General features: G+C 56.8%; 22 protein-coding genes. 10 read left to right on the forward strand and 12 right to left on the reverse strand.

All coding sequences use genetic code 11. The features are described from left to right. Nucleotides 1-16: 16 nt before the first annotated feature. Genes ABIE64_RS00455 through ABIE64_RS00485 form a run of 7 tightly spaced genes read right to left on the reverse strand, consistent with a single transcriptional unit; the run spans nt 17 to nt 7,490 of the window. Nucleotides 17-1,108, reverse strand: a complete 1,092-nt coding sequence (locus ABIE64_RS00455) for a glycosyltransferase family 4 protein (RefSeq protein WP_071240995.1) — start codon at nt 1,106-1,108, stop codon at nt 17-19. Continuing rightward, the gene (locus tag ABIE64_RS00460) at nt 1,105-1,842 is read right to left on the reverse strand and encodes a glycosyltransferase family A protein (protein ID WP_354376320.1); all 738 of its coding nucleotides are present in this window, start codon (nt 1,840-1,842) and stop codon (nt 1,105-1,107) included. Before ABIE64_RS00460 ends, ABIE64_RS00455 begins: the two co-directional genes overlap by 4 nt. Beyond that, nucleotides 1,839-3,317, reverse strand: coding sequence for a hypothetical protein (locus ABIE64_RS00465; protein WP_354376321.1), 1,479 nt, complete (start codon nt 3,315-3,317; stop codon nt 1,839-1,841). The genes ABIE64_RS00460 and ABIE64_RS00465 overlap by 4 nt, the downstream gene beginning before the upstream one ends. After that, entirely contained in the window at nt 3,302-4,045 is a 744-nt protein-coding gene (locus tag ABIE64_RS00470; protein ID WP_071240992.1) for a hypothetical protein, read from the reverse strand. Before ABIE64_RS00470 ends, ABIE64_RS00465 begins: the two co-directional genes overlap by 16 nt. Continuing rightward, nucleotides 4,042-5,181 (reverse strand): MATE family efflux transporter, encoded by a 1,140-nt coding sequence (locus ABIE64_RS00475; protein ID WP_071240991.1) that lies wholly within the window; start codon nt 5,179-5,181, stop codon nt 4,042-4,044. Before ABIE64_RS00475 ends, ABIE64_RS00470 begins: the two co-directional genes overlap by 4 nt. Further along, nucleotides 5,174-6,370: a glycosyltransferase family 4 protein gene (locus ABIE64_RS00480; protein WP_354376322.1), complete on the reverse strand. Its 1,197-nt coding sequence runs from the start codon at nt 6,368-6,370 to the stop codon at nt 5,174-5,176. Before ABIE64_RS00480 ends, ABIE64_RS00475 begins: the two co-directional genes overlap by 8 nt. After that, nucleotides 6,363-7,490 (reverse strand): glycosyltransferase family 4 protein, encoded by a 1,128-nt coding sequence (locus ABIE64_RS00485; protein ID WP_354376323.1) that lies wholly within the window; start codon nt 7,488-7,490, stop codon nt 6,363-6,365. The genes ABIE64_RS00480 and ABIE64_RS00485 overlap by 8 nt, the downstream gene beginning before the upstream one ends. A 140-nt stretch (nt 7,491-7,630) precedes the next feature. On the opposite strand from ABIE64_RS00485, the gene ABIE64_RS00490 reads away from it, so the two are divergent. Next, nucleotides 7,631-9,058 (forward strand): WecB/TagA/CpsF family glycosyltransferase, encoded by a 1,428-nt coding sequence (locus ABIE64_RS00490; protein WP_354376324.1) that lies wholly within the window; start codon nt 7,631-7,633, stop codon nt 9,056-9,058. 38 nt (nt 9,059-9,096) lie between these two features. Further along, complete coding sequence (locus ABIE64_RS00495; protein ID WP_354376325.1) at nt 9,097-11,103, forward strand: GumC family protein; 2,007 nt, start codon at nt 9,097-9,099, stop codon at nt 11,101-11,103. A gap of 288 nt (nt 11,104-11,391) precedes the next feature. On the opposite strand, the gene ABIE64_RS00500 is transcribed toward ABIE64_RS00495, so the two are convergent. Further along, nucleotides 11,392-12,756: an O-antigen ligase family protein gene (locus ABIE64_RS00500; protein WP_354376326.1), complete on the reverse strand. Its 1,365-nt coding sequence runs from the start codon at nt 12,754-12,756 to the stop codon at nt 11,392-11,394. Nucleotides 12,757-12,836: 80 nt separating this feature from the next. On the opposite strand from ABIE64_RS00500, the gene ABIE64_RS00505 reads away from it, so the two are divergent. The 6 genes from ABIE64_RS00505 (at nt 12,837) to ABIE64_RS00530 (ending at nt 18,985) form a co-directional block, all read left to right on the forward strand. Further along, the gene (locus ABIE64_RS00505) at nt 12,837-13,901 is read left to right on the forward strand and encodes an O-antigen ligase family protein (RefSeq protein ID WP_354376327.1); all 1,065 of its coding nucleotides are present in this window, start codon (nt 12,837-12,839) and stop codon (nt 13,899-13,901) included. Further along, nucleotides 13,888-15,219: a prenyltransferase/squalene oxidase repeat-containing protein gene (locus tag ABIE64_RS00510; protein WP_354376328.1), complete on the forward strand. Its 1,332-nt coding sequence runs from the start codon at nt 13,888-13,890 to the stop codon at nt 15,217-15,219. The genes ABIE64_RS00505 and ABIE64_RS00510 overlap by 14 nt, the downstream gene beginning before the upstream one ends. A gap of 70 nt (nt 15,220-15,289) precedes the next feature. Then, entirely contained in the window at nt 15,290-15,529 is a 240-nt protein-coding gene (locus ABIE64_RS00515) for a type II toxin-antitoxin system Phd/YefM family antitoxin (RefSeq protein WP_037991808.1), read from the forward strand. Beyond that, a complete protein-coding gene (locus ABIE64_RS00520) occupies nt 15,529-15,915 on the forward strand; it encodes a type II toxin-antitoxin system VapC family toxin (protein ID WP_037991809.1) in 387 nt (128 codons plus the stop codon). Before ABIE64_RS00515 ends, ABIE64_RS00520 begins: the two co-directional genes overlap by 1 nt. 67 nt (nt 15,916-15,982) lie before the next feature. After that, nucleotides 15,983-18,487: an ATP-dependent helicase HrpB gene (gene hrpB, locus ABIE64_RS00525; protein WP_354376329.1), complete on the forward strand. Its 2,505-nt coding sequence runs from the start codon at nt 15,983-15,985 to the stop codon at nt 18,485-18,487. An 87-nt stretch (nt 18,488-18,574) separates the two neighbouring features. Continuing rightward, nucleotides 18,575-18,985 (forward strand): VOC family protein, encoded by a 411-nt coding sequence (locus ABIE64_RS00530; protein WP_354376330.1) that lies wholly within the window; start codon nt 18,575-18,577, stop codon nt 18,983-18,985. On the opposite strand, the gene greB is transcribed toward ABIE64_RS00530, so the two are convergent. Then, nucleotides 18,970-19,452, reverse strand: a complete 483-nt coding sequence (gene greB / locus ABIE64_RS00535) for a transcription elongation factor GreB (RefSeq protein WP_258548458.1) — start codon at nt 19,450-19,452, stop codon at nt 18,970-18,972. The two genes, ABIE64_RS00530 and greB, sit on opposite strands and share 16 nt — an antisense overlap. A 78-nt stretch (nt 19,453-19,530) precedes the next feature. Beyond that, entirely contained in the window at nt 19,531-20,439 is a 909-nt protein-coding gene (locus ABIE64_RS00540; RefSeq protein WP_114094593.1) for a LysR family transcriptional regulator, read from the reverse strand. 96 nt (nt 20,440-20,535) lie between these two features. Here ABIE64_RS00540 and ABIE64_RS00545 point away from each other — a divergent pair, with 96 nt between their 5' ends. Beyond that, nucleotides 20,536-21,000 (forward strand): ester cyclase, encoded by a 465-nt coding sequence (locus tag ABIE64_RS00545; protein WP_114094654.1) that lies wholly within the window; start codon nt 20,536-20,538, stop codon nt 20,998-21,000. Then, on the forward strand, nt 20,997-21,920 hold the full coding sequence (locus tag ABIE64_RS00550; RefSeq protein ID WP_354376331.1) for an NADP-dependent oxidoreductase: 924 nt from the start codon (nt 20,997-20,999) through the stop codon (nt 21,918-21,920). The genes ABIE64_RS00545 and ABIE64_RS00550 overlap by 4 nt, the downstream gene beginning before the upstream one ends. A 58-nt stretch (nt 21,921-21,978) precedes the next feature. On the opposite strand, the gene ABIE64_RS00555 is transcribed toward ABIE64_RS00550, so the two are convergent. Beyond that, nucleotides 21,979-23,208, reverse strand: coding sequence for an MFS transporter (locus tag ABIE64_RS00555; RefSeq protein WP_071240975.1), 1,230 nt, complete (start codon nt 23,206-23,208; stop codon nt 21,979-21,981). A gap of 79 nt (nt 23,209-23,287) precedes the next feature. After that, nucleotides 23,288-24,241 carry a LysR family transcriptional regulator gene (locus tag ABIE64_RS00560; RefSeq protein ID WP_071240974.1) on the reverse strand — a complete coding sequence of 318 codons (954 nt, stop codon included), beginning with the start codon at nt 24,239-24,241 and terminating at the stop codon, nt 23,288-23,290. Between the last annotated feature and the right edge of the window lie 24 nt (nt 24,242-24,265).

The raw sequence follows: 24,265 nt of genomic DNA on the forward strand, positions 1-24,265 counted from the left end.
GACGTGGTTAAAGAGATCAAGAAATGATTTCCTTGATCAGTTGTTGAAGTTCCTTCTCAAACCGATCTGCCCGGAAGTGCTGGTTGCAAAAGGCCTTTGCAGCCCGCGCCATTTCGTGGGTTTCGGTTGGTTGGGTCAGGGCATCTGAAACAATATTTGCCAGCATTTCCGGATTGCCGGGCTGGCAGATGCGGCCGGTTTCGCCATCGTGAACGATATCAACCAAAGTTCCGATGGTGGAGCTGACGATGGGAACTCCTGCGGCCATGGCTTCGAGCACGACAAGAGGTTGTGCTTCGTTCGGGTAGCTTGACGGAAACAGAAAGAGGTTGGCATTGGATAGAAGTTTGGTGCGGATATCCGCATCGACCGGACCGTGATAATGGCAGTGATCCGAAAGATTCAAATTGTGGATCAATTGTGAAAGTTCGCAGGTTGAGAGGTCGCCTTCGGCGCCGGCGGTATCAAGCGCGAAATCGATATTACGCTGTTTGAGAATTGCACAGGCCGCCAGCACATCATCGATACCTTTGCTGCGAAAAAGGTTTGATAGATAAAGCAGACGCGGCGTTGTGGTGCTGATCGGGTCGTGATTGATCTTGAAGGCCGTATCGGGCAGGCAATTGGCGATGATTTTTGATCGGCATTGAAGACCATCAATTTCATTGCGCAACGCCTTGCCCAGAATAATGGCGGTTTGCCCGGCAAATGCATGGCGTTGCAAAAATGCGGTTAACCAGTGGCCGCGCCCGGCTTGCAATCCACGGCCATGCAGATGCAGTATGGTTGCGATGCCAAGGATTTTGGCTGTCATCACATAAAGACAATCCCGATAAAACGCGCCCCCAGTTGGGGCAAAGCAGATATAAAGTGCATCGGGTTTTCGCCGGAGTGCGAGCAATAGTTTTAGCCAAAGTCCCAGAGCCATAACCAGTTTACCCAATCTCATCCTGGCAATATCGCGGGGATTTTTGGCAAAGCGCATTTCAAGCACTGTCACATCACAGATTTTGCGAAGCGCGACCAAAGCCCGTTCATTCATGGTTGCCGCCCCGTGCATCGGCGGGGGCAGTTGCACCAAGGCAATGATCCGCGGTGGTTTCGTCATCGGCCAATCCCCGACAAACGTTTCAGATCGAAAATGCGCATCCAATGTGGTGGCGCGATAGCCCGGCGATGTCGGGCCAGAACAATGCGCAAAGTTTCTTGATAGACAGAGTCGGGGATGGAGGCAAAATGGCGTGTCTCGGGATTAGTGTTTCGCGTAATCAATTGTCGGCGAAACTGCCAGATGGAGGTCATGGGCAGGCTTGCGACGCGCAGATAAAAATCAAGATCGATGCAGCACGGCAGTACCGGATCATAGCCACTGGCCATTTCCCAGATATCGCGATGAAACGCCAATGACGAGTGATGCAGCGGGTTGCTGCGATAAAGCCGTGTGGCCGGGATTTGTTGCCACGGGTTGCGGGCGTTTGGCGTTGCTGTTTCTTGTCCTGCGGCGAAGGCAAGGGCGTTTGGACGATCCATGAGAAAGGCCGCCTGTATCGACAGGCGATCCGGGTTAGACGTATCATCGATATCCTGAATGGCAATCAGGCGGGTTGTCGCATTGGAAATGGCAATATTAAGGGCGGCTCCCCTGCCAATCGGGGGGCAGCGGATCAGTTTGACCTTTGTTGGTTGGCCGGGAAGCATGACCGGGTTTACCGAACCATCATCGACAAGGATGGCACCATCCTGCGGGCGGAGAATTTTGTAAAGATTGGCAAAATAGCGTTCCAGAAAGGCATCGCCATCCCGAACCGTAGTGATCACGGTGATCGCATCATCCTTGGTCATGAGGGGCTCCAGACGATGCGAAGTGTTGCGTTGCTTTGGTTCGGGACAAAGATCGTTCTGACTGGGCCGGTCACGGAAAACAAGCCATCATCGATGATATGGAGCGGATGGTCCGCGATCAGGTGGAGGTTCAAATCGGGGAAATCAATCCGGTTTTCGCCGGGTTTTTCGAAGGCCAAACCGGCGGGGATCAGCAGGCGGAACAGATGCAGGTCGGATAGGCTGTCTGTATCGACATGATCATGGATGACAACTTCGTTCTCGTTGAATGTGATGTCGCGCTGGCCCCGGCGGCCTGCGAGTCTGAATGAGATCTTTGCGGTGCTATCACTTATTGTGCCGGATGTGAAGGTGCTGCACGCCTGTTGATCGGCAAAGGCTGGAAGTGGCAGTGATGCCGGGCCATAAAGGCTTGAAAAGTCTTCTTCGCCGCCGGTGGGAGGCAGGAACACATGACCGTTTGTGATCAACACCGGCGCGGTCGTGATATCATAGGACGACTTTCCGCGCAGGCACATGCGGGCGTGATAATGGTCGGTGTCGCGGATCAGCAGGAAATCGGCATTGGTGCGAATTGTTGGTGCACGTTCGGGCGAGCTATCGATTGCTGCGCGCAGCAGCCAGAAGCCGGTGAAAGCCAGATAATCGTAATGCCGGTTATAGCTGTACCAGCCCGGTGTTTGTCTATTGTCCGGGCCGGGATCATCTGGCAAAGGATTGGGGGCAAGCAGGTTGAGTGGCAGTGTTTCGGTTTGCAGCAAGGTCAGTTCAAGGCGAAACAGGATTGCTTCTGCCTCAGCCCAATAGCCGTGTTTGAGTAGGGCATAAAGGGCGGTCATTGCGCCAAAGCTCTGTCCGGCACCGCGCCCGACAAGGTTGGGGATGCCTGTTGTTGCGCAAAGTCGGGCAATCAGATCAGTGGCCTTCGCCGCAATTTTGCGTTGGGCTGGCATAGGGCTATCGGTCAGCAAGGCGGCGCAGAAGGCATGATATTGCGCGGAAAAACAGCCGGGGCGGTCCATGAAGACTGGTGCGCGCCAGAAGCGGGTACGAGTATAAAGCCAGTCCAGTTTTGCACGCAGTTTATCCCGCCATGAACCGGATTGGCGGATGCGCATTGCAAGGATGTGCCAGTTTGCGACATTGGGCGATTGGTATGGGGCGTTTCGCAAGATGGCATTACGGGTTTCGGCGTTTATGTCCGGGCAGTTTTCCAGTGCGTATTCGATGAATTCGCGATGATAACTGTGGTCCTGGATTTCGGTTTTCAGCGCATTGACGGCCGCCCTAATTTTCGCAGTGTAGTGATCGTCACTAAGGCTTTGCCAAAGGGCGACGGCATAGGCCTTGGCGTAAAAGCTGTGCTGGGGGAAATCGCCATTTTCGAACTGCTGATTGGCCAGTTGATCGGCAATCAAACGCGCAAGGCGAAGGCAGCGTTCGTGCAAATCAGATTGCACTAAGCGAAGCGACATGTGACCTCCAGCATCAGGGACTGACATGATTTCAGCCTGTTAAGCGGGACTGCCTGTATTTCGGGACAGCGTCGGCCAAGTCGTTCGCGCAAGCGCCAGAAAGCAGCTTTACCACCCGGAAAATTCCAGACCAGATGCGCCAGCCAATCCGGGGCGGACAGGGTGAAAAATCGGTTGGCCCAGCGCAACCAGACGTGATCAACCGGATCGATTGGCAGCAGGCGGGCATGAATGATCCAGTGATCGCCGCGATCACGCAGATAAATGTAAGGCGTAAAGCGACCGGCCCCGTCATAACGATCAAGCGTGACGGAAATGATTGTGCCATCGGTTCCCATCAGTCGGACGGTGCGGACGGGATGCAGGCGGTATCTGTCACTGTCGGTGTGGTCATATTTGCGACCGGCAATTTCGCCGGATTGAATGGTGGGTTTGTCAAAGATCAGCCGGATGACGGCATCCTGTAACAGCCCATCGCGGCGGGCGGAGAGTGTTGCACGGATGCGAAGCGTTGCGGGATCAATCCGGCTTGTCTGGTAATCAAGTGCCCAGTCGCCTTCGGCCAGTTGCCAGTGATCGCCAACCTGGCGTGTGTTGCGGCATTGATCGCTGAGTGTGACGAAAGAGTGCCGATCAGAGCATTCAAAACCCCATGGTCCAAAACGGATATCACCATACTGGCCGGTGATGAGGCGGTTACTGATGATTTCGGCCTGCAATTTCTTCATGCCGGTTTGTTCCGCAAAATGGGATTGCGGTGACATATCGCGATCAGGAGCAGGCAGAGGCTCAGGCGAAGCTGCATAATGATCACAGCATCGGTTTCATGAGGGGAAGCCGGAAGAAGCACGCCTGTGACAACCATAAGAGCAAGGCAAATCCAGCCGGGGAAGAACTGGTTTTCGGTTTCCTGTGATATCAGGATTTGACGCGAGACCATCGCAAGCAGCACGGGCCAGAAGGCCCCTGTGCGCAACAAGGCGACGAGGTTGACATTGACAGTGCTGTAAAAAAGCAGGGCAAGCGTTTCGGGCAGCATCAGAAGTATTGCAGTCATGGCAAGTGGTGGAGCGATCAGCCAGATATCGCGGAGCAGCCCGGCCTGCTTTTTGGCAAATAATGCCGCCGAAGTGCTGGCGATGATCGCTGCCGTGATCAGGAAGATGCGTTGGGCCAGCATCAGATTGGCGTGCGCTGTGTTGGGCAGATTTTGGCCGAGCAGCACGAAATCAAGATTGGGGAGTGAGCCAGCCAGCAGGGTGAAGCCGATCAGATTGATCATCTGGCTGTGGGTGATTTTTGTTATGGCAGTTGGGTGAGAGGCATGATCGCGAAGGGCAAGCAAGGCACCCGCGATCAGGCTTGCCAGTGAGATTGCTGGTGCTATGGCAAAGAGGGCCAGATTGCTTTGGGTGACGATGGCAACGAAAGCGACGGTGATTCCGGCGATTTGTCCTAGAACGGCGATCAGGGCGATTTTGGAAAGTTGACCGCGTGCCGTGATGATCCAGTCCGGGGCGAGAGCCGCGACCGTGGGCATCAGAAGGATCGGCGATGGGGCGATGTCTGTCATGATGACGACAAACGCGGTTGCGGCGATAGCGAGTGTGGGGCGAAGCGAGCAAAGGGCGAAGGCGGCGCGGCGCTGGTTTGCCTGATAGAGCCGGATCAGAAGCAGGCCGCATCCGGCCTGCGCGATGGTTACGGCAAGGCCGATGGTGGCAACGGCCGCGAAATAGGCCCCTAACTGATCGGGGGCGAAATGATGGCCGATCAAAAGTAGAATGATCATACCGCCAAGGCGTGTGATCAGATTGGCTGAGAGCATCCAGAGCGGATAAATATACGTGCGGAACCTATGCATGGTGGGCAAGAACCCTTTCATAGGCGGCTTCGGATCGGGTGCCGTAATCCATGGTGATATTGGTTGCGATCAGGTCGCGGGCGGCGACGCCAAGTGCCTGAACACGTGCCGGTGCGGCATGCAGGGCCTGGATGGCGTCAATCAGAGCGTTGCTATCGCGGGGCCGGATCAGGAGCCCATTTTTTTGATGGGTAATTGGGCTTCCGGCATCTGGGGTCGTGATCACGGCACAGCCAGCCGCCATGGCTTCAAGCACGGCAAGACTGCTGCCTTCGGACAGGCTGGGGAAGACGAATATATCGTCGGAGAGCAAGTGCTCGGCAAGCTTCGCCTGTGGCATTGCACCGTGCCAGACGCAACCCTGCGGCAGTTTGGAAAGATAGGCGAACGCACAGGGCTGTGCCGCACCGATCAGATCAAGCGTGATGGAAGGCCCATGACGGGTGCGCAGCGCACGGAAGGCTTCGATCAAAATTCGGATGCCCTTGGCAATCGAGATATTGCCGACATAGAGAAGGCGGGTGATGCCGGGATTTTGTGTTGGTCGTTCGGCCTTGACCAATTGAGAACACAGGCCGGACGCAAAGGGAACCAGATGAATGCGTGCCGGATCAATGCCGCATTCTTCAAGTCCGGCGGCAACCACGTCGGAGGGGGCAAAAACGCCATCGGCAAATCGGGCTTCTGCGATGCGGCGGCGGGCAAGGAAGTTTGATATCTCGCGATAACGCAAACCGTGATGGTGATACTCGTCGGCGAGCTGGCGATAGCGGACCGGGGCAAGCTGGCCGGTGACATCCGAAATGATCGTCATGCCATGTGCACGGGCAGCTTGCATGGCGGGAAGGCTGTAATTTCCCTGACCGTGGAGGATACGGGCATCGGGCATATGGAGAAGCGCCAGCCATGACAGAGGCAGATCGGAATAGAGGTTTCGCGCGGGAAGGTGAAGCTTTTGTGCGAGCTTTCCCATAATATCGGGCAAGAGGTGTCGGCCGGGAACAGTGGAAAGATGTGGTTCCACCCGCCGGGCCGGCGGGGTGAGAAAACCGCTACCGTCATGACGCCAGAAACTGTCCCAGCGGACCAGCCGGTTATGGTGTGCTAGATGGGCTGCGAGAATGCGGAGCTGGTCATTGCGGCCAATCATCCAGACCGGGGCATCACGGACCAAAACGCGGTTATGCATCAGGCACCTCTGCGCTGTTTGCCATCTTCCAAGCCCGCAAGATGGTTTCGGCGTGATGGGCGGGGGTGTTGTTGGCGATGCGGGAATGCTGCCGGGCTTGGGTTTTCTGCCATGCGGCGCGATCACTTAGCAATCGCGCGCAGGCCGTCATCCATGCGGGCACGATGTTGCAAGGCAGAATTTCGGCGGTGCCGAGAATATCGGGAACGCAGCCGACCCGGTTGCTTGCGAGGGCGACGGTGCCGCATGCAATGGCCTCGATCACGGTGACGCCATAGGCATCATTGCGGCTGGGCAGGAGGCAGAGTTTGGCCTGCTGATAGATGCGGGGCAATTTCGCCGGAGGTATTTCGGGCATATGGTCGGTGGCCTTGTTCAGACCTAGTCCCGCAAGCCGGTTTGCAAGGTCATTCTGGTCGCAGGCCCCGACGATTTGTATACGCTTTGCGTGGCCTTGGCGGTGTAGTCCGGCTGCAATTTCAAGGAAGGTTTCGAAGCCCTTGGATAATGTTGGTCTTCCGCACCATAAAAGATCGACAGGACGGTCATCAAAGCCGTGAAGATGATTGGGAGCCTTGAAGGAAGGCGGGATGGGGGCGATCAGGATATTATTTCTGACCTTGCCGGATTTGACAAACCAGTCTTGGCCATTTTCCCCGGCGGCAATGCAGATTTTGGCATGCGCGATCATCGTTTTCCGGATGCAATCGCGAAGACGGTTTTGATAGGTGGCGTCCGATCCGGCCCAACCATCAAACTGTAAAATGGTTGGGATATTGTGTCGGCGGGCATAAAGATGTGCCTGCCATTGTGCCAGTCCGAAACCGGCAATGATCAGGACATCAGGCCGGGCGGCGTCAAGGGCGCGGATTAAGCCGAAATTAATCGGGATCACGCGATTTTCACCAAGCGGGATTTTGATGCCGGGCAGGATTGATTGGGCGAAATCGCCGGTCAGCATCGGCCACGCGCGTTGGGGTTCTTGACGCTGGGTGCAGATGACGTGGAAGTCGCCATCTGGATTTCGGGCCGGGTTGCAGGCATGAACAAGGCTGGCCAACATGCCATAGGCGCGTTGCCGGTAGGGCGGAACGATATTCGTAAGCAGAATGATCTTCACGCGCCATCACTCTTTGGTGTTTGTCTTGATGACAAAACAATCATAAGTTACTTTGAATTTCAATGCTTTGTCAGATGGTTGTCGGGGTGCGAACAATTGCAGCCATCATATAAAGGGACATTGGGGAGAGATCGGCGGGGATGACCAGCGACCGGGGGGACTTTTTCGGCCTGACGCTTGATTTGCGCAGGCAGGCGTCATTGGCCGATCACATCTGTTCCAATATCCATCAAGAAGGCTGTTTCCGCCATTTGTCGTTAAATGCGGTCAAATTCGCACAAGCGTGTCGGGATGGCGGCCTTTGGCGTGTTTTGGCACAGGCCGATTGCCTGTCGGCGGATGGGATGGGGATTGTCTGGGCGGCGCGATTGCTGGGCCTTGCGGTGCCCGAACGGGTGACAGGCATTGATTTGATGGAAAGCCTTTTGCCAAGGTTTGAGGCGGCGGGATATTCGGTCTTTTTGCTAGGCGCACGCGATGATGTTCTGCATCGCGTGCAAGCACGCCTTCGCCGCGATTTTCCCAAACTGATCATTGCCGGGGTCCATCACGGTTACGACCCCGATGATGCCAAACTGGCCGAAAAGGTTCGGGCCAGCGGTGCGGACGTGGTGTTTGTTGCCCTTCCCAGTCCGCGCAAGGATGCGTTTGTGGTGAATTACGGGCCGAAAACCGGATGCCGTTTTATCATGGGGGTTGGGGGGGCTTTTGATGTGCTGGCCGGTGATATCAGGCGGGCACCAGCGATGATGCAGCGATGCGGGCTGGAATTTGCATGGCGCATTGCCATGGCGCCGCGCACGATGGGGCCACGATATGGTCGCGGGCTTTGGCGGTTTGCCGGGGCTGTCATTCCGGCAATCTTGCGGGCATGGGCTGGACGATTTTACCACGCGGCAGGTTGGGTCGTGATTGTCGGATTTGCGATCTGGCTTGTGTTGACACCCGCCGATGCAAACGGACAGGTAGTTTTACCCCCACCTGAAATCGAAGCGGCCGAGGCAAATGCAAGCCAGATCATGCAATTCCTGACCGATCAGCTATCCGAAAACGACACTGTGGAAATTGACGATACGGTCGATGCCCTGATTGCAAGATTGTTGGGGCGGGATGTGGTGACAAGCGAAGGCAATCTGAGGCCAGAGGATTTCAGGATGGTCTTGCTGGTTCTGGATCGGGTTCTGGCATTGACGCAGATGCTCATGCCCGGTGGGACAGGCAGTTTTCTGATGGAATTGATCGTTATGAAGGCGGTGCTTCGGGTGGTGGCAATGTATCCCGAACCCAAGATGCGTGACGCGATGGCAGCAGGAACGATGCCTGAAATCTCAAGGCGGTTTTTTGATGCGGGATATCGCGCGCAAGCCGTTGCGTCAGAGACAACCGACAATACCAGTCCCGGATCGATATCAAAGCCACCCCAGCCCTTTTTGCCAATTCGTTTCAGCACGTATTACAGGCAATGGGACCCCGCGGCGACGCAAAGCTGGAACACGAGCCTTACGGAAGAAAGGGCAGATACCGATCAGTCGGACTGGATTGAACAGCCATCGGTCAGCCCGCGATGAGGCATTCGGATCAACTGCAAACCGACAAGGATACAGACTTGACGTTGATCGATCTGTTCGCGGTGCTGTGGCAGCGCCGCGGGATTGTGATGCTTGTTTTTGTTGCGGTGTTGATGGTGGCCGCGGCTCTTATTCCCCGACTGATGCCAACCTATCGTTCGGTGGCCGAAATTGCCTTTGTGATCGATCGCGAAGATGCCCCGATAGACGGGGGCGGGGTCGCGCAGCATTTGGAAACCGCAATGGCGGAGCTTCGCGGGAATGAAGTACTTGCAACCGCACTTTCGGTCCTGCGCGGCGAGGGCGTTCAGATCGTGCCCGCGATTGACGGAAGTGAGGGAAATGAAGCAGGCGATAACCGCGTACTTGGTGCCCTGCGATCACGGATCGAGGTGGTGCGCATTGGCAATGCGTCCGTGATCGAGGTTAGTGTGACCGATCATGATGCGGCGCAAAGCCAGAAAATCCTGAATGCCGTTATCGACAGTTACCTTTGGCAGCGCGAAAGTACACGCAAACAGGGACTTCGCGCGAGGTTGATGGAAACGTCCGAACAGCTTTTGGCCGCGAACGCAAAGCTGGCGCAGGCCGAAACCGATCTTTCGGTGTGGCAGCAGCAGGCAGGCTTTATCGAACCCGATGAAAGCCGTTTGATACTGGACCGAATTTATCAATTGAATGGCGCGCTGGAGGTTGCGCGCCGTGATCTGGAACGGGCACGCCTGATGGCCGATGCACGCAAGAATTCGCAGTCGATTGATACCCTTCTGGTCCTGCCACCGATTGCCAATAATGAAACGGTTCGACGGCTTTCTGGGCAATATGACGAGGTACGTCGAAATCATGCGGCATTGGATCAGCGATACGGTCCCAAGCATCCGGCGATGATTGCTGTTCATCGCGAACTTGAAACCGTGCAGCGGCATCTGCGCGATGCCGTGTTGGTGGCGGCAGAGAAGATCGCGCTTGATCTGCGAGATGCGCAAAAACAATATGATGTGATCAGAAGCCAGCGTGATGACTGGCAGGAAAAATTGACTGTCCGCCATGAAAAGGCACAGGGGCAGGCCGCCCTTTTGCGCGCGGTGGAACTGATGCGCAGCGAAGCCGACACGCTTGGCACAACGGAGCAGGAACTTCGTATCGCATTGGCTGCATTTCAAAGTGATGTGACGGTGATGCAGGCCGCAAGCCTGCCTGAAACGGCGGAGTTTCCGACCAGACGCGATTTGTGGATGGCTTCAGTTCTGGTCGCGCTTTTTGCCGCCGTTGTTGCGGGGATGCTAAGACACTATTTCGATCAGGCGATCCATGATGACGGGAAGTTGGAAGACCGGTTTGGTATTCCGCTTTATGCCCGGACTCCGCAAGTTGATGACCCCTTTGCCAGTGCGGTTTCGATGGAGGAAGCGGTTGGCCATCTGGCGGTTTTGGTCAATATCCTTGCCAAAACGCGCGTACATGCGGGTCGCGCCCATGTCAGTTGCATCGGGTCGGCTGTGCCGGGCGAAGGCAAAAGCAGACTGGCGCGTGATCTTGCGACAAGCTTTGCGACTGCGGGGATGAAGACGATTCTGCTTGATGGCGATCTGCGCCACCCAGCGGGATTTGCGCGTGTCGGCAACGTGTCGGATTTGACGGCGGCTCTGGCCGGTGAAGGGACGTTGGAGGACGCCATTCAAAGCGGGGAAGATCGTGAATCCTTTGACTATATCGGTGCGCGGGCATCCGTACCGGGAAGTTTTGCGACCGGCTTGCTTCAGAATGGATTACGGGATGTTCTGGATCTTCTGCGCGGTCGTTATGACCGGATCGTGATTGATAGTCCGCCGGTTTTATCAGTGGCCGATGCGATACTGCTGATGGGGGCGGCGGATGCACGGTTGCTGGTGCTGCGCCGTGGTTACAGCAAACGCCGTGATGTGCGCGATGCCATCAGTCAGTTGAACGCCGCCGGGTTGGTGCCCGATGGCCTTGTCCTGGCTGCCACACGGGGCAGACCGGCGTATGGTCGGGACAATGCCGACAGGGCGGAGAACGCCTGATGCGTTTTCGCCGGACCCCTATATTTGCCGGGCTGGTTTTGATCGGGATCGGTTTGGGCCGCCTTGGGGCTGAGATGGCGGCCTTGCGGAATGTGCCGGATATCGAAGCTGCTTTGCGTGATGGGGATGGAGTTGCCGATTACGCAAAGCAGCACGCGGTCACGGCAGCTTTTAAATCAGGCGATTGGATGGCTTTGGAGATATTGACGAGTGCGGAGCTTATAGATGCGCCGTTTGATCCGGTTTTGATGTCGCTTCGGGCTTTGGCACGGGCGCAGCAACAAGACTTTAATCCGCAGGCGATTGGCGAAGAACTGGATCGGGCCGCACGGATTGCCGGGGACCGTTCCGATATTGTGATGCTGCGCGGCTTTGTACTTTCGGCCTTGCTTCAAGCGCGGCCAGAAGGGACAGGAAGGGCAGAATGAGTGCAGGCATCGACGCGACCCAGCCGATGCTGGACATGATACCGATCAGAGCCGCAAGGCTGATCAGAAGCGTTCGATCCAGACGGTTTTCGGCTGCTCGGAAAGTGCGTGTCAGCCGATACAGGATAAAGCCAGCCATCGCCAGCGTTGCGGGAATGCCAAAGATGAGGGCGGCATCAAGCCATAAATTATGGCTGCTGAACCATGCGGCTTTGCGGTTAAGGCCAAGGGTTGCGAAATGATCCATCACCAGCGCAATCGCGTTCGGGCCAAAGCCGGTAAATGGGCGATGGGATATGGCGATGATGGCAGTCTGCCATGCGTCATCGCGCTGGATCAGATCGGGGCGGGCCAGTTCGGCAAAGCGATTGCCAAGATCGGGAATGAGCATGGCGATGACGATCAGGGCAGTTGTAACGCAGGCTACGACCATAACGGGATAGGTGATGCGCGGCAGCAGGCGGTCTGCTTTTGGGCGAAGCATGATTGCAAAGGTGATGAGGGCAATTGCCAGTGCAAGAACCGCACTTCGCGAATGGCTGGCGAACAGGGCGGATGTGAAAATCAGTGCAAGTGCGATCCAGCCAGCCGCGTGATCAATCCGGCTTCCGATTGTGGCCGTGCCCTTGGCGCAGAAAAGGTAAAGGGCGTAGATCGCCGCAATCGTCATCAGGCTGCCAAAGGCGTTGCGATTGGCAAAGCTTCCGGTCCAGTCACCAAGATGGGCCTGCTTGGCAAACCAATAGGTGCTTTCAAACGAGAAGATATCGGCAAGACAGGCAAGTGCGACTTGCAGAATTGCCGCAATTATCACGGCCCATGCGATTATTCGGGTGAATTTATCACCTCGCATTTGCGCGCATCCAGCGGCCAGCACATAGATACCGGCCAGCCACAAAACACTGCCGATCATCGGCAGGAAGGCGGTTGGGTAAAGGGCAAGGTGCGATGCGTTGAACGGGGCAGGCAGCGTTGGCCAGATCGGTGCGGCCTGCACGACCAGCCATACAGACAGGAGTGCGCCGGCAATGCCAACCTGTTTGATCGGTCGGGTCAGTTTCACGTGGCCGAACCATCCCGCCACCAGCAACCCGATGCCGGTCAGGATGGTCAAAACCGCTATCGCCCAAGGTCGTGTGCCGCCCAGCATGATAGGGGCCAGAACGATCTGGGATGTCAGGCAAAATGTCACCAGTCGCTGCATCAGCGTTCCGAAAATATCCATGATTTCAAGCTGATCACGATAGCGGAGTTTTTCGGATTTGTCCCGCCGCGAGGTGTGGCTGGGTGTTGCAGGGGCAATTCATGGCCGAAATGAACGCAAAGCCGGACACGGTCGGGGATACGGCGGGCTCAAACATGCCGGTTCTTTTGCTGGGCATTGTGGCAATGCTGGCATCGCTTTGGCTGACCGGGTTTGGCGGGATGCTGGCGAAGCTGATCCTGATCGGGTTTTGGGGGATTTGGGTTGGGCCTGCGATTTTGCGGGGGCGATTGACGGGAGATGGATTGGTCGCCGTGCTTTTGCTGGGCGTGTTGCTCGGGGTTGTTGGGCTTGGCGATGGTGGGACGGATGAGAAAGTCCGGCTGATCGGCAATCTTTTGATCCTGCCGCTTGGCCTGATATGCGGCCTATGGCTGGGGCGGGATTGTTTGCGGGTGATGGTGCCGGCATTGATTTTGTATCTGCCGATGGCAAGTGTTTTTCAGATCACCCATGAAGGGTGGCGGCTTAATCATCCGTTTCTGTTTCTGGGGTTGTTTGCATTGACGTGCGCGATGCGGGGGCATGCGCGCGGATGGATTGGCGGGGTTGCGGCGGTTGCCGTGGTCCTGAGCCAGACGCGGATTGCGGTTTTGGCGCTGATGATCGCCTTTGTCGGGCGGGTTCGGTTTTCGCGAGCGATGACGTGGCTTTTCGGATTGCCGACTTTGATTGCGGTGTGGGTGATGATGACGATCTGGCTGCCGCGACTGTTGATGACGCATGGCAGTGGGCGATTGGCATTCTGGCGGATGTTCTGGGATGATTGGCAAACGGCATCCGCCGCGCGGCAATGGCTCGGCTTTGGAGCGGGCAGTGTCGAGGCGATTTTGCAGGATTTGCCGTCTGCGGTGGCGTTCGGCGCGCTGCATAATGATCATTTCCGCATCCTGTTCGAGACGGGATTGATCGGAGCAATCCTTTGGCTGATGAGCTGGGGGATGCTGATCTGGTGTGCGCGGGGATCGCGGTTGGCGATCTGTATTCTGGCATCAGTCGTGGTGACGATGGTGACGGACAATACATTGTCATACGGGCATTACCTGATTTGTTGCGGGATGGCGGCGGGGATTGCCATGCGGGAGAATACCGATGCAAGGCAATGATCTGATTGCGGTGCGTGACCGTATTCTTGCGGGGATTGTTCACGCCGACTTTGCCGGGGCCGATCCGTTTGACGGGCTCGAAAGCGGGGTGTTCCGTTTAAGCGGCTTGGGGCGGTTTCGGATGGCGCGGCTGACTTGGTTGCAGGCGATTAAGCGTGGACCACGGGCATTACGCCATATTGCGATCATCCTGGTATTGCAAAACCCGAAAACGTTGGCGTTGCTTTTGGGTGCGGCTGATGGGGTACGGCTTTGTGATGTAGCGGGTAGGCTTTGCCGGATGCAAAACGAGGACGGTGGTTGGGGATATCCGTTTGCGTGGCAGGCACGCGCCTTTTATGTGCCGCGCGGTGCGTCCAATGCGATTGTCACAAGCTTTGCGGTTGATGCGTTGATGACTGGCGGTATGGCACCAAGCGACCCGATATTGCATCGGGCGGCGGGATTTTTGCGTGGGCTTTGGCGGGATGGGTATTTTGCCTATGTCGGGCAGGGGGATGGGGAAATCCATAATGCCAGCCTTTGGACCGCCTGGACATTGCATCGCATTGATCCGGGTAATGAAATAAGCCGGAAGGCGGTTGCGCGGGTTTTGGCCGCGCAGCGTTCCGATGGGGCGTGGGAATATGGCACGCGGTCGCATCATCGCTTTGTTGATGGCTTTCATACCGGTTACATCCTTGATCTGCTGGATCGGTTCCGGGCATCGGGGATGGTCGGGTTGGATGACGCGATCATGCGTGGCTATGCATTTTACCGTGCGGAATGTTTTGACACTAATGGCCGCCCGCGCAGCTTTGCCAGGCGGGACGGGTATGTTGATTGTCATGCGGTGGCACAAGCCATCGGGACACTTTGCCGGTTTGGCGAGCTTGCAGCGGCAAAGAAGATTGCAGATTGGGCGTGTGAAGCATTGTTTGATGCAAAGCGCGGTGTTTTTTATGCCGGTCTTGGGCGGTTTGGCGTGGATCGGCGCAATTATATGCGCTGGACACAGGCATGGATGGTCTGGGCATTGTCGATTGTGATAGAAAAGACCGCGATGACAGAAGCACTCAAACCTGCCCAACCCTTGGTTTTCGAACATCCCGATCCGGCCCGGTCGGAGAAGGAAGAAGCCCTTCGTGCGCTTTCCGAGGGTGCATTTCGCGACCTGTTTAAAGTGACCCGGATTGAAGCGCAGAAAATGCGGGTAAGCGGGGATATGGAAGCGCTTTATCGCCTGACGCGAGGGCTTAAAACCCTGCAACGGATTGGTGGGGAGCGGGGGATTGTTTTGAGGACAAGGCCGGTGCAATTCTTGCACGAGCAGGAGTAATTCGCTTTTTGCTGCGAATTCGATAAATATAAGATAGACTAAGTTAACTTAGTCATATTTGAGGTGCGCGATGGGAACCGTTAACATTCATGAGGCCAAAACACACCTGTCCCGGTTGATTGCAAGGGTAATGAACGGCGAGGATCTTGTGATTGCTAAGGCAGGAAAACCGGTCGTTCAGATGTCTGCGTTTGATCCCGAGAAGTCCCTTGCCAAACGGACGGGATTCCTTCGCGGTGAAATTCTGGTTCCGGACGATTTCGACAGAATGGGATCGGACGAGATCGAAGAAATGTTTGGTCTGCGCTGATGAAGCTTTTGCTCGATACACACTTGATCCTTTGGGCGGCAGGAGAACCGGAAAAGCTTCCATCTGGCGCAGTTGATCTGATCGAAAACGCTGAGAGCGAATTGCTTTTCAGCGCGGCCAGTCTTTGGGAAATCGCAATCAAGTCCGGGCTGGGGCGAGATGATTTTCGGGTGAATGCCCGGCTATTGCGTCGAGGGTTAATTGATAATGGATACTCCGAATTGCCGATCACTGGCGAACATACGCTTATGATCGATACTTTACCGTCTATTCACAAGGATCCGTTTGATCGGCTTCTGGTTGCTCAGGCGATATCGGAAGGGATAATGCTTCTGACATCGGATGATCTGGTCGCGAAATATGCGGGGCCGGTACGTTTGGTCTGATTTTGTTGCGCTTTTGATGAAATCCTTCAGTAATGTCCGGCCCTTGCCGTAGTTGTTAGTCCAGTTCATGCCCAAAGCCTTCCCCATCCTTCCGATTGATGCGGTTCTGCCCGACCTTTGTACCGTGCTGGAAACCGGCATCAACGCGGTTTTGCAGGCCCCGCCGGGGGCGGGGAAAACGACCAAGGTGCCCTTGGCGTTACTGGAAAGGGCATGGCGGAATGATCAGAAGATCGTGATGCTGGAACCCCGGCGGCTGGCCGCGCGGGCGGCAGCGCGCCGGATGGCGCAGTTGCTGGGCGAAAGCGTGGGCGAGACGGTCGGTTATCGCGTGCGGTTTGACAGCAAGGTTTCCGCTCGAACCCGGATCGAGGTCGTGACCGAGGGTATTCTGGTGCGCATGATCCAGGATGACCCGGAACTGTCAGGCATTGGTTGCGTGATTTTTGATGAATTTCACGAACGGTCGCTTGATGCCGATCTGGGTTTGGCCTTGGCGCGGGAAACGCAAACCGCCCTTCGCGATGATTTGCGTATTGTTGTGATGTCGGCCACCCTTGATGGCGGTCCTATTGCGGCCCTGATGGGCGACTGCCCGGTGATCACCAGCGAAGGCCGTGCCTTTCCGGTTGAAACAAAATATGTTCCAATCCGCCCCGATGCATGGATTGACCGGGAAATGACGGCGGCGATCCGATTGGCACTTCGCGAGGAAAGCGGGTCGATTCTGGCCTTTCTGCCGGGACAGAGCGAAATCACGCGGGTTGAGGCGGCATTGAAAGACGGGCTTGATCCAACGGTGATTATTGCACCGCTTTATGGTGCGATGGAAAGCAAGGCGCAGGACATTGCGATTGAGCCCGCCCCCGATGGTATGCGCAAGGTGGTGCTGGCAACCGCGATTGCCGAAACGTCATTGACGATAGATGGCATTCGGGTGGTGGTGGATTGCGGACTGCAGCGTTTGCCACGGTTTGACCCGGCATCGGGCATGACGCGGCTGGTGACAGTCAAATCATCGCAGGCCAGTGCCGAACAACGTCGTGGCCGTGCCGGTCGGTTAGAGCCCGGCGTGTGTTATCGCCTATGGGCGGAGGCCGAACATCGCGCCCGCCCGCCCTTTACCGCGCCGGAAATTGCCGATGCCGATCTGGCGCCGCTGACGCTGGAACTCGCGCGGTGGGGCGTGTCTGATCCGGCAAGCCTGCCTTGGCTGGATCAGCCCGACGGGGCAAAGATCGATCAGGCGCGTGATGTGTTACGGCGGCTTGAGGCGATTGACGATGCCAACCGGATCACGCCGATGGGCACCGCGATGGCTGGATTGCCGGTGCATCCACGCTTGGCGCATATGATGTTGCGTGGGGCGCGCCTTGGACTGGGCGAGGTTGCCTGTGCGCTGGCGGCATTGTTATCGGATCGCGATTTCATGCGCGGTCGCGGCGCGGATTTACGGCTTAGGGTCGAGGCGATTCTGGCCTGCAAGGCCCCGAAAATGATCACCGAGGCCGCAAGGCAGCTTTCGCGGCGATTGGGTAATGCCGCGAAGAAAGAGGCCAGCAAAACGGGCAGTCAGAACCCCGCTGATCCTGTTGATCATGCCGATCAGGTCGGGCTGCTTCTGGCCTTTGCCTATCCCGACCGGATTGGCGAGCGACGCAAGGGTACGGATGCGCGTTATCGCCTGTCGGGCGGGCGTGGCGGGATTCTGGCCAACAATGATGGGTTGGCGAGCGAACCCTATGTCGCGGTGGCGGAGCTTGACGGACAGGCACGAGAGGCACGAATTTACCTTGCCGCACGGTTATCGCGCGCGAGCCTTGAAACCCATTTCGCCGATCAGATTTCCGAAGGGACAGAGGTCTTCTGGGATGCGCAAAGCGATGCGGTGCAGGCGCGCTGGCAACGGCGGATCGGGGCGCTGGTGCTTGACGAAAAGACCACCCGTGACGAAGCCGGACCTGATGCCATTGCGGCCGCGATGATCGAAGGCATTCGTCGTCTTGGCCTGCATTGCCTGCCTTGGGACAAGGCGGCCGAGGGACTGCGCGAACGGATCGCGTTTCTGCACCGGGTTGATCCGAAAAACTGGCCCGACATGAGCGACGATGCGCTTTTGGCATCGCTTGAGGATTGGCTGATGCCATATCTTGGCGGGATCAATAAGCGCAACCAGCTCAGGCAGATCAATCTGGCGGAGGCTTTGATGTCAGGCATTGACTGGAACAGGCGCCAAGAGATTGACCGGCAGGCCCCGACCCATTGGACCGTGCCGACCGGATCCCATATCCGCATTGATTATAGCGGTGAAACACCCGCCCTTCCGGTCCGGTTGCAGGAAATGTTCGGTGCGACCGAAACACCGAAAATCGCCGGTGGCAAGGTGGCGGTAACGTTGCATCTGCTGTCGCCAGCGCAAAGGCCGCTTCAGGTGACGTCTGATCTGGTGGGGTTCTGGAACGGCTCCTATGCGCAGGTCAAGGCCGAGATGAAGGGACGTTATCCCAAACATTACTGGCCCGACGACCCGTTGCAGGCCGAACCGACCAGGCGGGTTAAAAGCCGGATGTAAGGATAAGGCCCGGTCGCGTGCGGCGGGGCTGTACGCGTTTGATGCCGCCGGGCATAATCGTGCCTCGATTTTGCGTTTAACAGGATCATGATGATCACAGCCGCCACACCGCTTCTGAACGTTGCCGAGATCAACCGCAGTATCGGGTTTTACCGGTTTCTAGGGTTTGAGGTGGTGGCGCGTACCCTGTCCGATCAGGATGACGAGCCGGTCTGGGCGATGCTGGAAGCGGGTGATGCAGGTGCCAAAATCCGTTTGATGCTGGCCGCCCATGGCGGCGTTTCGCACGAAGAACGCCGGATGCGGCCATCCTTTGCCGGGCTGGTCTGGTATTTGGAATGCAATGATGTTGATGTCATGTTTGACGCGTTAAATGATGCAGGTTTCAAGCCAGAGCCGGTGACAGAGCTTGAAGACGGCACGCATCAGTTTTTTATCCGTGATCCGGATGGGTATAAAATTGCGGTCACAGAACCGACGGGTTATGCAGTCGGATAGCTGATTTTTAGGACTTCAAGCTCGTCCTCGCCCGCCGGGGTGCGCAACGTGACGACGTCGCCGACACCGGCCTTCATCAGGGCGCGGGCGACAGGGGAAATCCAGCTTATTCTGCCTTTGAGGCTTTCGGCCTCGTCCTCGCCAACGATGCGGATGGTGACTTCTTCGTCCCGCGCATTCACATATGTAACCGTGGCGCCAAAGAAAACCCGGCTGTGATCGGGTTGTTCGTGCGGGTCGACAACAACCGCGTCCTCGATCCGTTTGCGCAGATAGCGCACCCGGCGATCAATTTCGCGCAGGCGCTTCTTGCCATAGATGTAATCGCCATTTTCCGACCGGTCGCCATTACCTGCCGCCCATGAAACCACTGCAACGGTTTCGGGCCGTTCCTTTTTCCACAGGTGATCAAGTTCGGTGCGAAGGGCTGCGAGCCCTTCGGGGGTCATGTAAACCGGTCTGTCCATTAGCGGGTTTTAGCTTAACGCTGCGCCGCGGGAAAGAGGCGATTTGGGTCGGCGGTGTAGCAGATACCGGGCGTCTTGTTATCCATCAAGCGGCAGGCCCGCGACAAAATCACGCAGCCAGCGTTGTGCGGGATGGACATCATTGCGGCGATGCCAGGACATGGTGAAGCCGATCGGATCAAGATCTAAGGGAAGCGGGCGGATGGCAAGAGCATCGGCCTGGCCAGACGCTGGAATGACGCCCGCCATCAGAGTCGCGATCAGATCGGAGCGCGCAATCACAAGCGGGGCGGCGTACATCGTTGGCAGGGTCACGGCAAGGCGGCGTTTATGGCCCATTTTTGCCAGTGCCGCATCCACCAGACCAAAACGGTCATTTTCCGGTGATACCAGCAAATGCGATAGCGAAAGGAAAGCCGGAATATCCAGCGGTGCCTTGGTTGCTGGGTGGTCACGGCGCAGAACGCAAACGAAGTCTTCCGAAAACAGCGGTCGGGTCAGTATGCGCCCGCTTGCCGTGGGGGAGACGCCAATCGTTAGGTCGGCTTCCCCCGCGTCAAGCAGGGTAATGGCGTCATCCCGCGCGGTGAAGTTCCCGATCCGCAGCGTGATGCCCGGTGCCTTCTGACGCAGCGCATCAAGCAACACTGGTAGGACTTTGAAGGTCGGATGATCCGAAAGTGCTATGGAAAAAGTCGCGGTTGACGTCGTCGGATCAAACGTCTGGGTGAATTCAAGCGTGCGCTGAATTTCGGCCAGCGCATGGCCAATTGGTTCGGCAAGATCAAGGGCACGCGGGGTTGGCTGCAAGCCCGCAGGGCTTCGGATGAAAAGTTCATCATTAAGCAATCCGCGCAGCCGCGATAGTGCGGCACTCATGGCCGGTTGGGTGCGGCCAACGCGGATACCCGCGCGCGTGACGCTGCGTTCTTTCATCAGCGCGTCGAAGGCCACCAGAAGGTTAAGGTCGATACCATGTAAATCCATAAAATGGATGTTGTCATATATTTTATATCGATTTCAAGTATGTCGAGAGGATCGATAGCATTTCCCATATCCAACAATCCTGAATGGGAAATGAAAATGACGGAGCAAATCAATAAGCCTGTGATTACCGGGGTATCAGACCCGGATCGCAAGGCCATCGAGGTACTCTATCGGGCTTTTAGCGAAGGTGCCGACCTTTTGAATGAGGCGGTTTGCAGCGACTGGCAGGATATCCCGCTTGCCCCCGGGCAGGCACCGGGACGCGATGGCATGAAGCCCCTGATCAGGGCGTTTCAGGCTGCCTTTCCAGACGTGAAAATCATCGTCCACGAAATGATTGGCGGACCGGGCCGGGTTGCCGTGCGGGCCGAAATCACCGGCACGCATTCAGGCGAATGGTTCGGGATTGCGCCGACAGGCAGGGCTTTTCACATGCCGATTCACGAATTTCATTATGTCGAAAACGGCAAGGTGACCCATACATGGCATCTGGAAGACTGGCTTGGCTGGTTGTATCAGGTGGGCGCATGGCCAATCACTGATCAGGAGGCCGCGCAATGAAAGCCGTTAGACTTGATGATTACAATACCGCACCTGTCATCCGCGATATTGCCACACCGGAAATCGGCCCGGAGGACGTGCTGGTCCGGGTGGGAGCAGCAGCTCTTAATCCGCTTGATATTAAATTGCAAAGCGGCGTGTTGCAGGGCTACTTCCCGCTGGAATTCCGATACACGGTCGGATCCGACCTTGCCGGGATGATCGAGGATGTCGGGGCAAATGTGATCGGCTGGCACAAGGGTGACAAGGTTATTGCCCGGCTTGATCCGGTTGCGGGCGGGGCGTTAGCCGGGTTTGCCTGTGTTCCGGCGAATTATCTGGTGAAGGTGCCCGAAGACATGCCGCTTGAAGTCGCCGCAGGCATTCCGACGGCTGCGGGAACGGCGTGGCAGGCGTTGTTTGAGCTGGGTGGTCTTGGTGTCGGGCAGACGGTTCTGATCCATGCCGGGGCAGGAGGGGTGGGTAGCTTTGCCATCCAGTTCGCCCGCGCGGCAGGTGCACGCGTGATTGCAACCGCATCCGGGGACGGGATCGACATTGCGCGGACATTGGGTGCAGATCAGATGATCGATTATCGCCACGCTGATTTTGCAGAAATGCTTTCGGATATCGATCTGGTGATTGACACCATCGGCGGTGAAACACAGCAAAAATCGTTTGGTGTTCTGCGAAGCGGCGGCAGGCTGCTATCGCTTGTTGCCCCGCCGGATGAGGCCTTGGCACATGCCCACAATGTCAATGCGCAGTTTGTGTTTCACATGTCTGACGGGAATCGGCTGGCACGGGTCGTTTCGGCGATGACCGAGAACAATGTGCGTGTTCTGATCGACCGGACCGTGCCGCTTGATCAGTTTGCCGATGCCTTTGCCCGACAATCATCGGGCCGGGCACGCGGCAAGATCATTGCTACGATGGTCTGATAGGAGAAAGCCGTGACACAGAAAATATGTGTCACGGTTTTGTTTGGATGATCAACGGTCAGGCGTTGGCTTCGACGCGCAGGGCCTTGTCGTCAATCGGCATATGGACAAGGGCTGCAAAGATGCCCAGCGCAATCGACGTGATCCAGACGCCATCGAAACTGCCGGTCATATCAAAGATGATCCCGCCCATCCATGCGCCAAAGAATGCGCCGATCTGATGGGACAGCATCACAATGCCAAACAGGGTCGCCATATAGCGCGGGCCGAAAACCTGTACGATGATGCCACTGGTTAGCGGCACGGTCGACAGCCAAAGCGCTCCCATCAGGGCAGAAAACAGCCAGATGGTTTCGGCGGTTTTGGGGGCAAGCATGAACAGCAGAATGACCAGTGCTCGCATACCGTAAATAAACGACAGGCCCCATTTTTTACGCCATTTCCCACCAGCCCAACCGGCGGTCAGGGTGCCGATGATGTTAAACAGGCCAACAATGGCAAGGCCCTGTGCCGCGACCGAACCGGGCAGGCCGCAAAGCTGGGTAAAGGTTGGCAGGTGGGTTGCGATCACCGCGATATGGAAGCCGCAGACAAAGAACCCGGCATTGAGCAGCAGAAAACCGCGATGCTTGCGGGCTTCGTGAAAGGCCGCGACCAGCCCGGTCGGTCCAAGATCGGCACCACCTGAATTGGGGCCATAGGCCTCGGCCTTGCCGGTAAGCGCAAAGGCAAAGGGCACGATGATCATCGACATGACGGCAAGAATTGCAAGGGCGGTGACATAGCCATAACCGTCATTAAGAAACTGGGTTGTCGGGGCCATGACAAACTGGCCGACCGATCCCCCGGCGGATGCCAAACCAAGTGCGAAGCTGCGTTTGTTCGGCGGAAAGGCGCGGCTGATAGCGGCCAGAATGACCGGGAAGCTGGTCGCGCCGACCCCCGCTCCGATCAGGAATCCCGATGTCAGATGCAGTTCCATTGGCGAGGTCGAAGTCCCCATGAGATACAGACCCAGCGCATAAAACAGCGCCCCGCCAATCAGTGTGCGCGTGGTGCCATAGCGATCAGCAAGGGCGCCGGCAATCGGAGCGGCAACACCCCACATCAGGTTCTGAATGGCAAAGGCCAGACCAAAGGTCGAGGCACTCCAGCCCGTGGCGGTCAGCATATCGGGGATGAACAGGCCAAGCGACGGGCGAATGCCAAGATTGACTGCCAGGACAAGACAGCCAGCGACAAGAACAAGCCAAGGAAACCACTTGGCGGTGCGAAGAGTGGGGCTCATCGGTTTACTCCGGAGCGGATTTCAATAATTGTTCCGATTTTGAACGCGATGGTGTAATGCGTCCAATTCATTCGGATTATTATGCTGATAACATTTGCGCATTATTATCTGGCAGCGGATCGGACATAGCCCCGGCTTCGACGACAATTTTGCCAACGGTATCAATGATATCATCAAGATCGGTGTTGGACTGACGACGGATCAGCATGATCCCCATATCCCAGTTCATGCCGGGAATATCAAGGATGCGAATGCGGTTTGCCGCCGGACTGTGCATGCAGAACCGCCGTGCCATGATGCCGTATCCTGCCCCGGCGGCGACCATTTCGATCTGCAATTCAAGAGCGGAAACTTCAAGGACGGATTTGAACTGCACCCCGTTCTGGCGCGCCCATGCATTGCCAAGTGCCCGGAAAGTACAGCCATCCGGCATCAGGACCATGGGATGTTCTGCCAGCTCGGCAATGTTTTTCGGGTGATGTTTGGCTGACCGGGGGCCGATGGCAACGATTTGATCATCAAGAAGTTTTTGGGCACGCAGACTTGGCGGAATATCGCGGACATCAATGCCGCCAATTGTGCCATGCGGACCATCCAGCGACAGCATGGCATCAATTTCGCCCCGCCGCATCAGCGGCAACAGCTCGCTTGACCAGCCACTTTTGATTGTAAGCGAAATGTCGGGAAAACGTGCGTGCAGATCACGCAGTTCGTGTGCCGCCAGAAGCGGTGCCGCCCCATGACTGACACCAAGTCGGAACGGACCGGTCACGGCATTGTTGCCGGTGATGCTTTCGGTGAAACTATCAAGGCGGCGTAAAAGGTCTCGGGCTTCGGCCAATGCCCGGTGCCCGGCGGGGGTGGGTTGTAACGGCTTTAACGACCGGTCAAAAAGCTGTGCGCCAATGCGCTCTTCAAGGCGCTGGATACGGCGCGTGATGGCAGGTTGCGTAAGGCCAAGGCGGGCGGCGGCCCCATGAAAGGATTTTTCATCGGCAACGGCGATCAATGCCTGAAGTTCGCGGGTATCCATGACGGTCACCTGTTGTCACAAAAG

Origin of the sequence: Thalassospira sp. MBR-102 (assembly GCF_040549275.1) — a bacterium.
Lineage (GTDB): Bacteria > Pseudomonadota > Alphaproteobacteria > Rhodospirillales > Thalassospiraceae > Thalassospira > Thalassospira xiamenensis.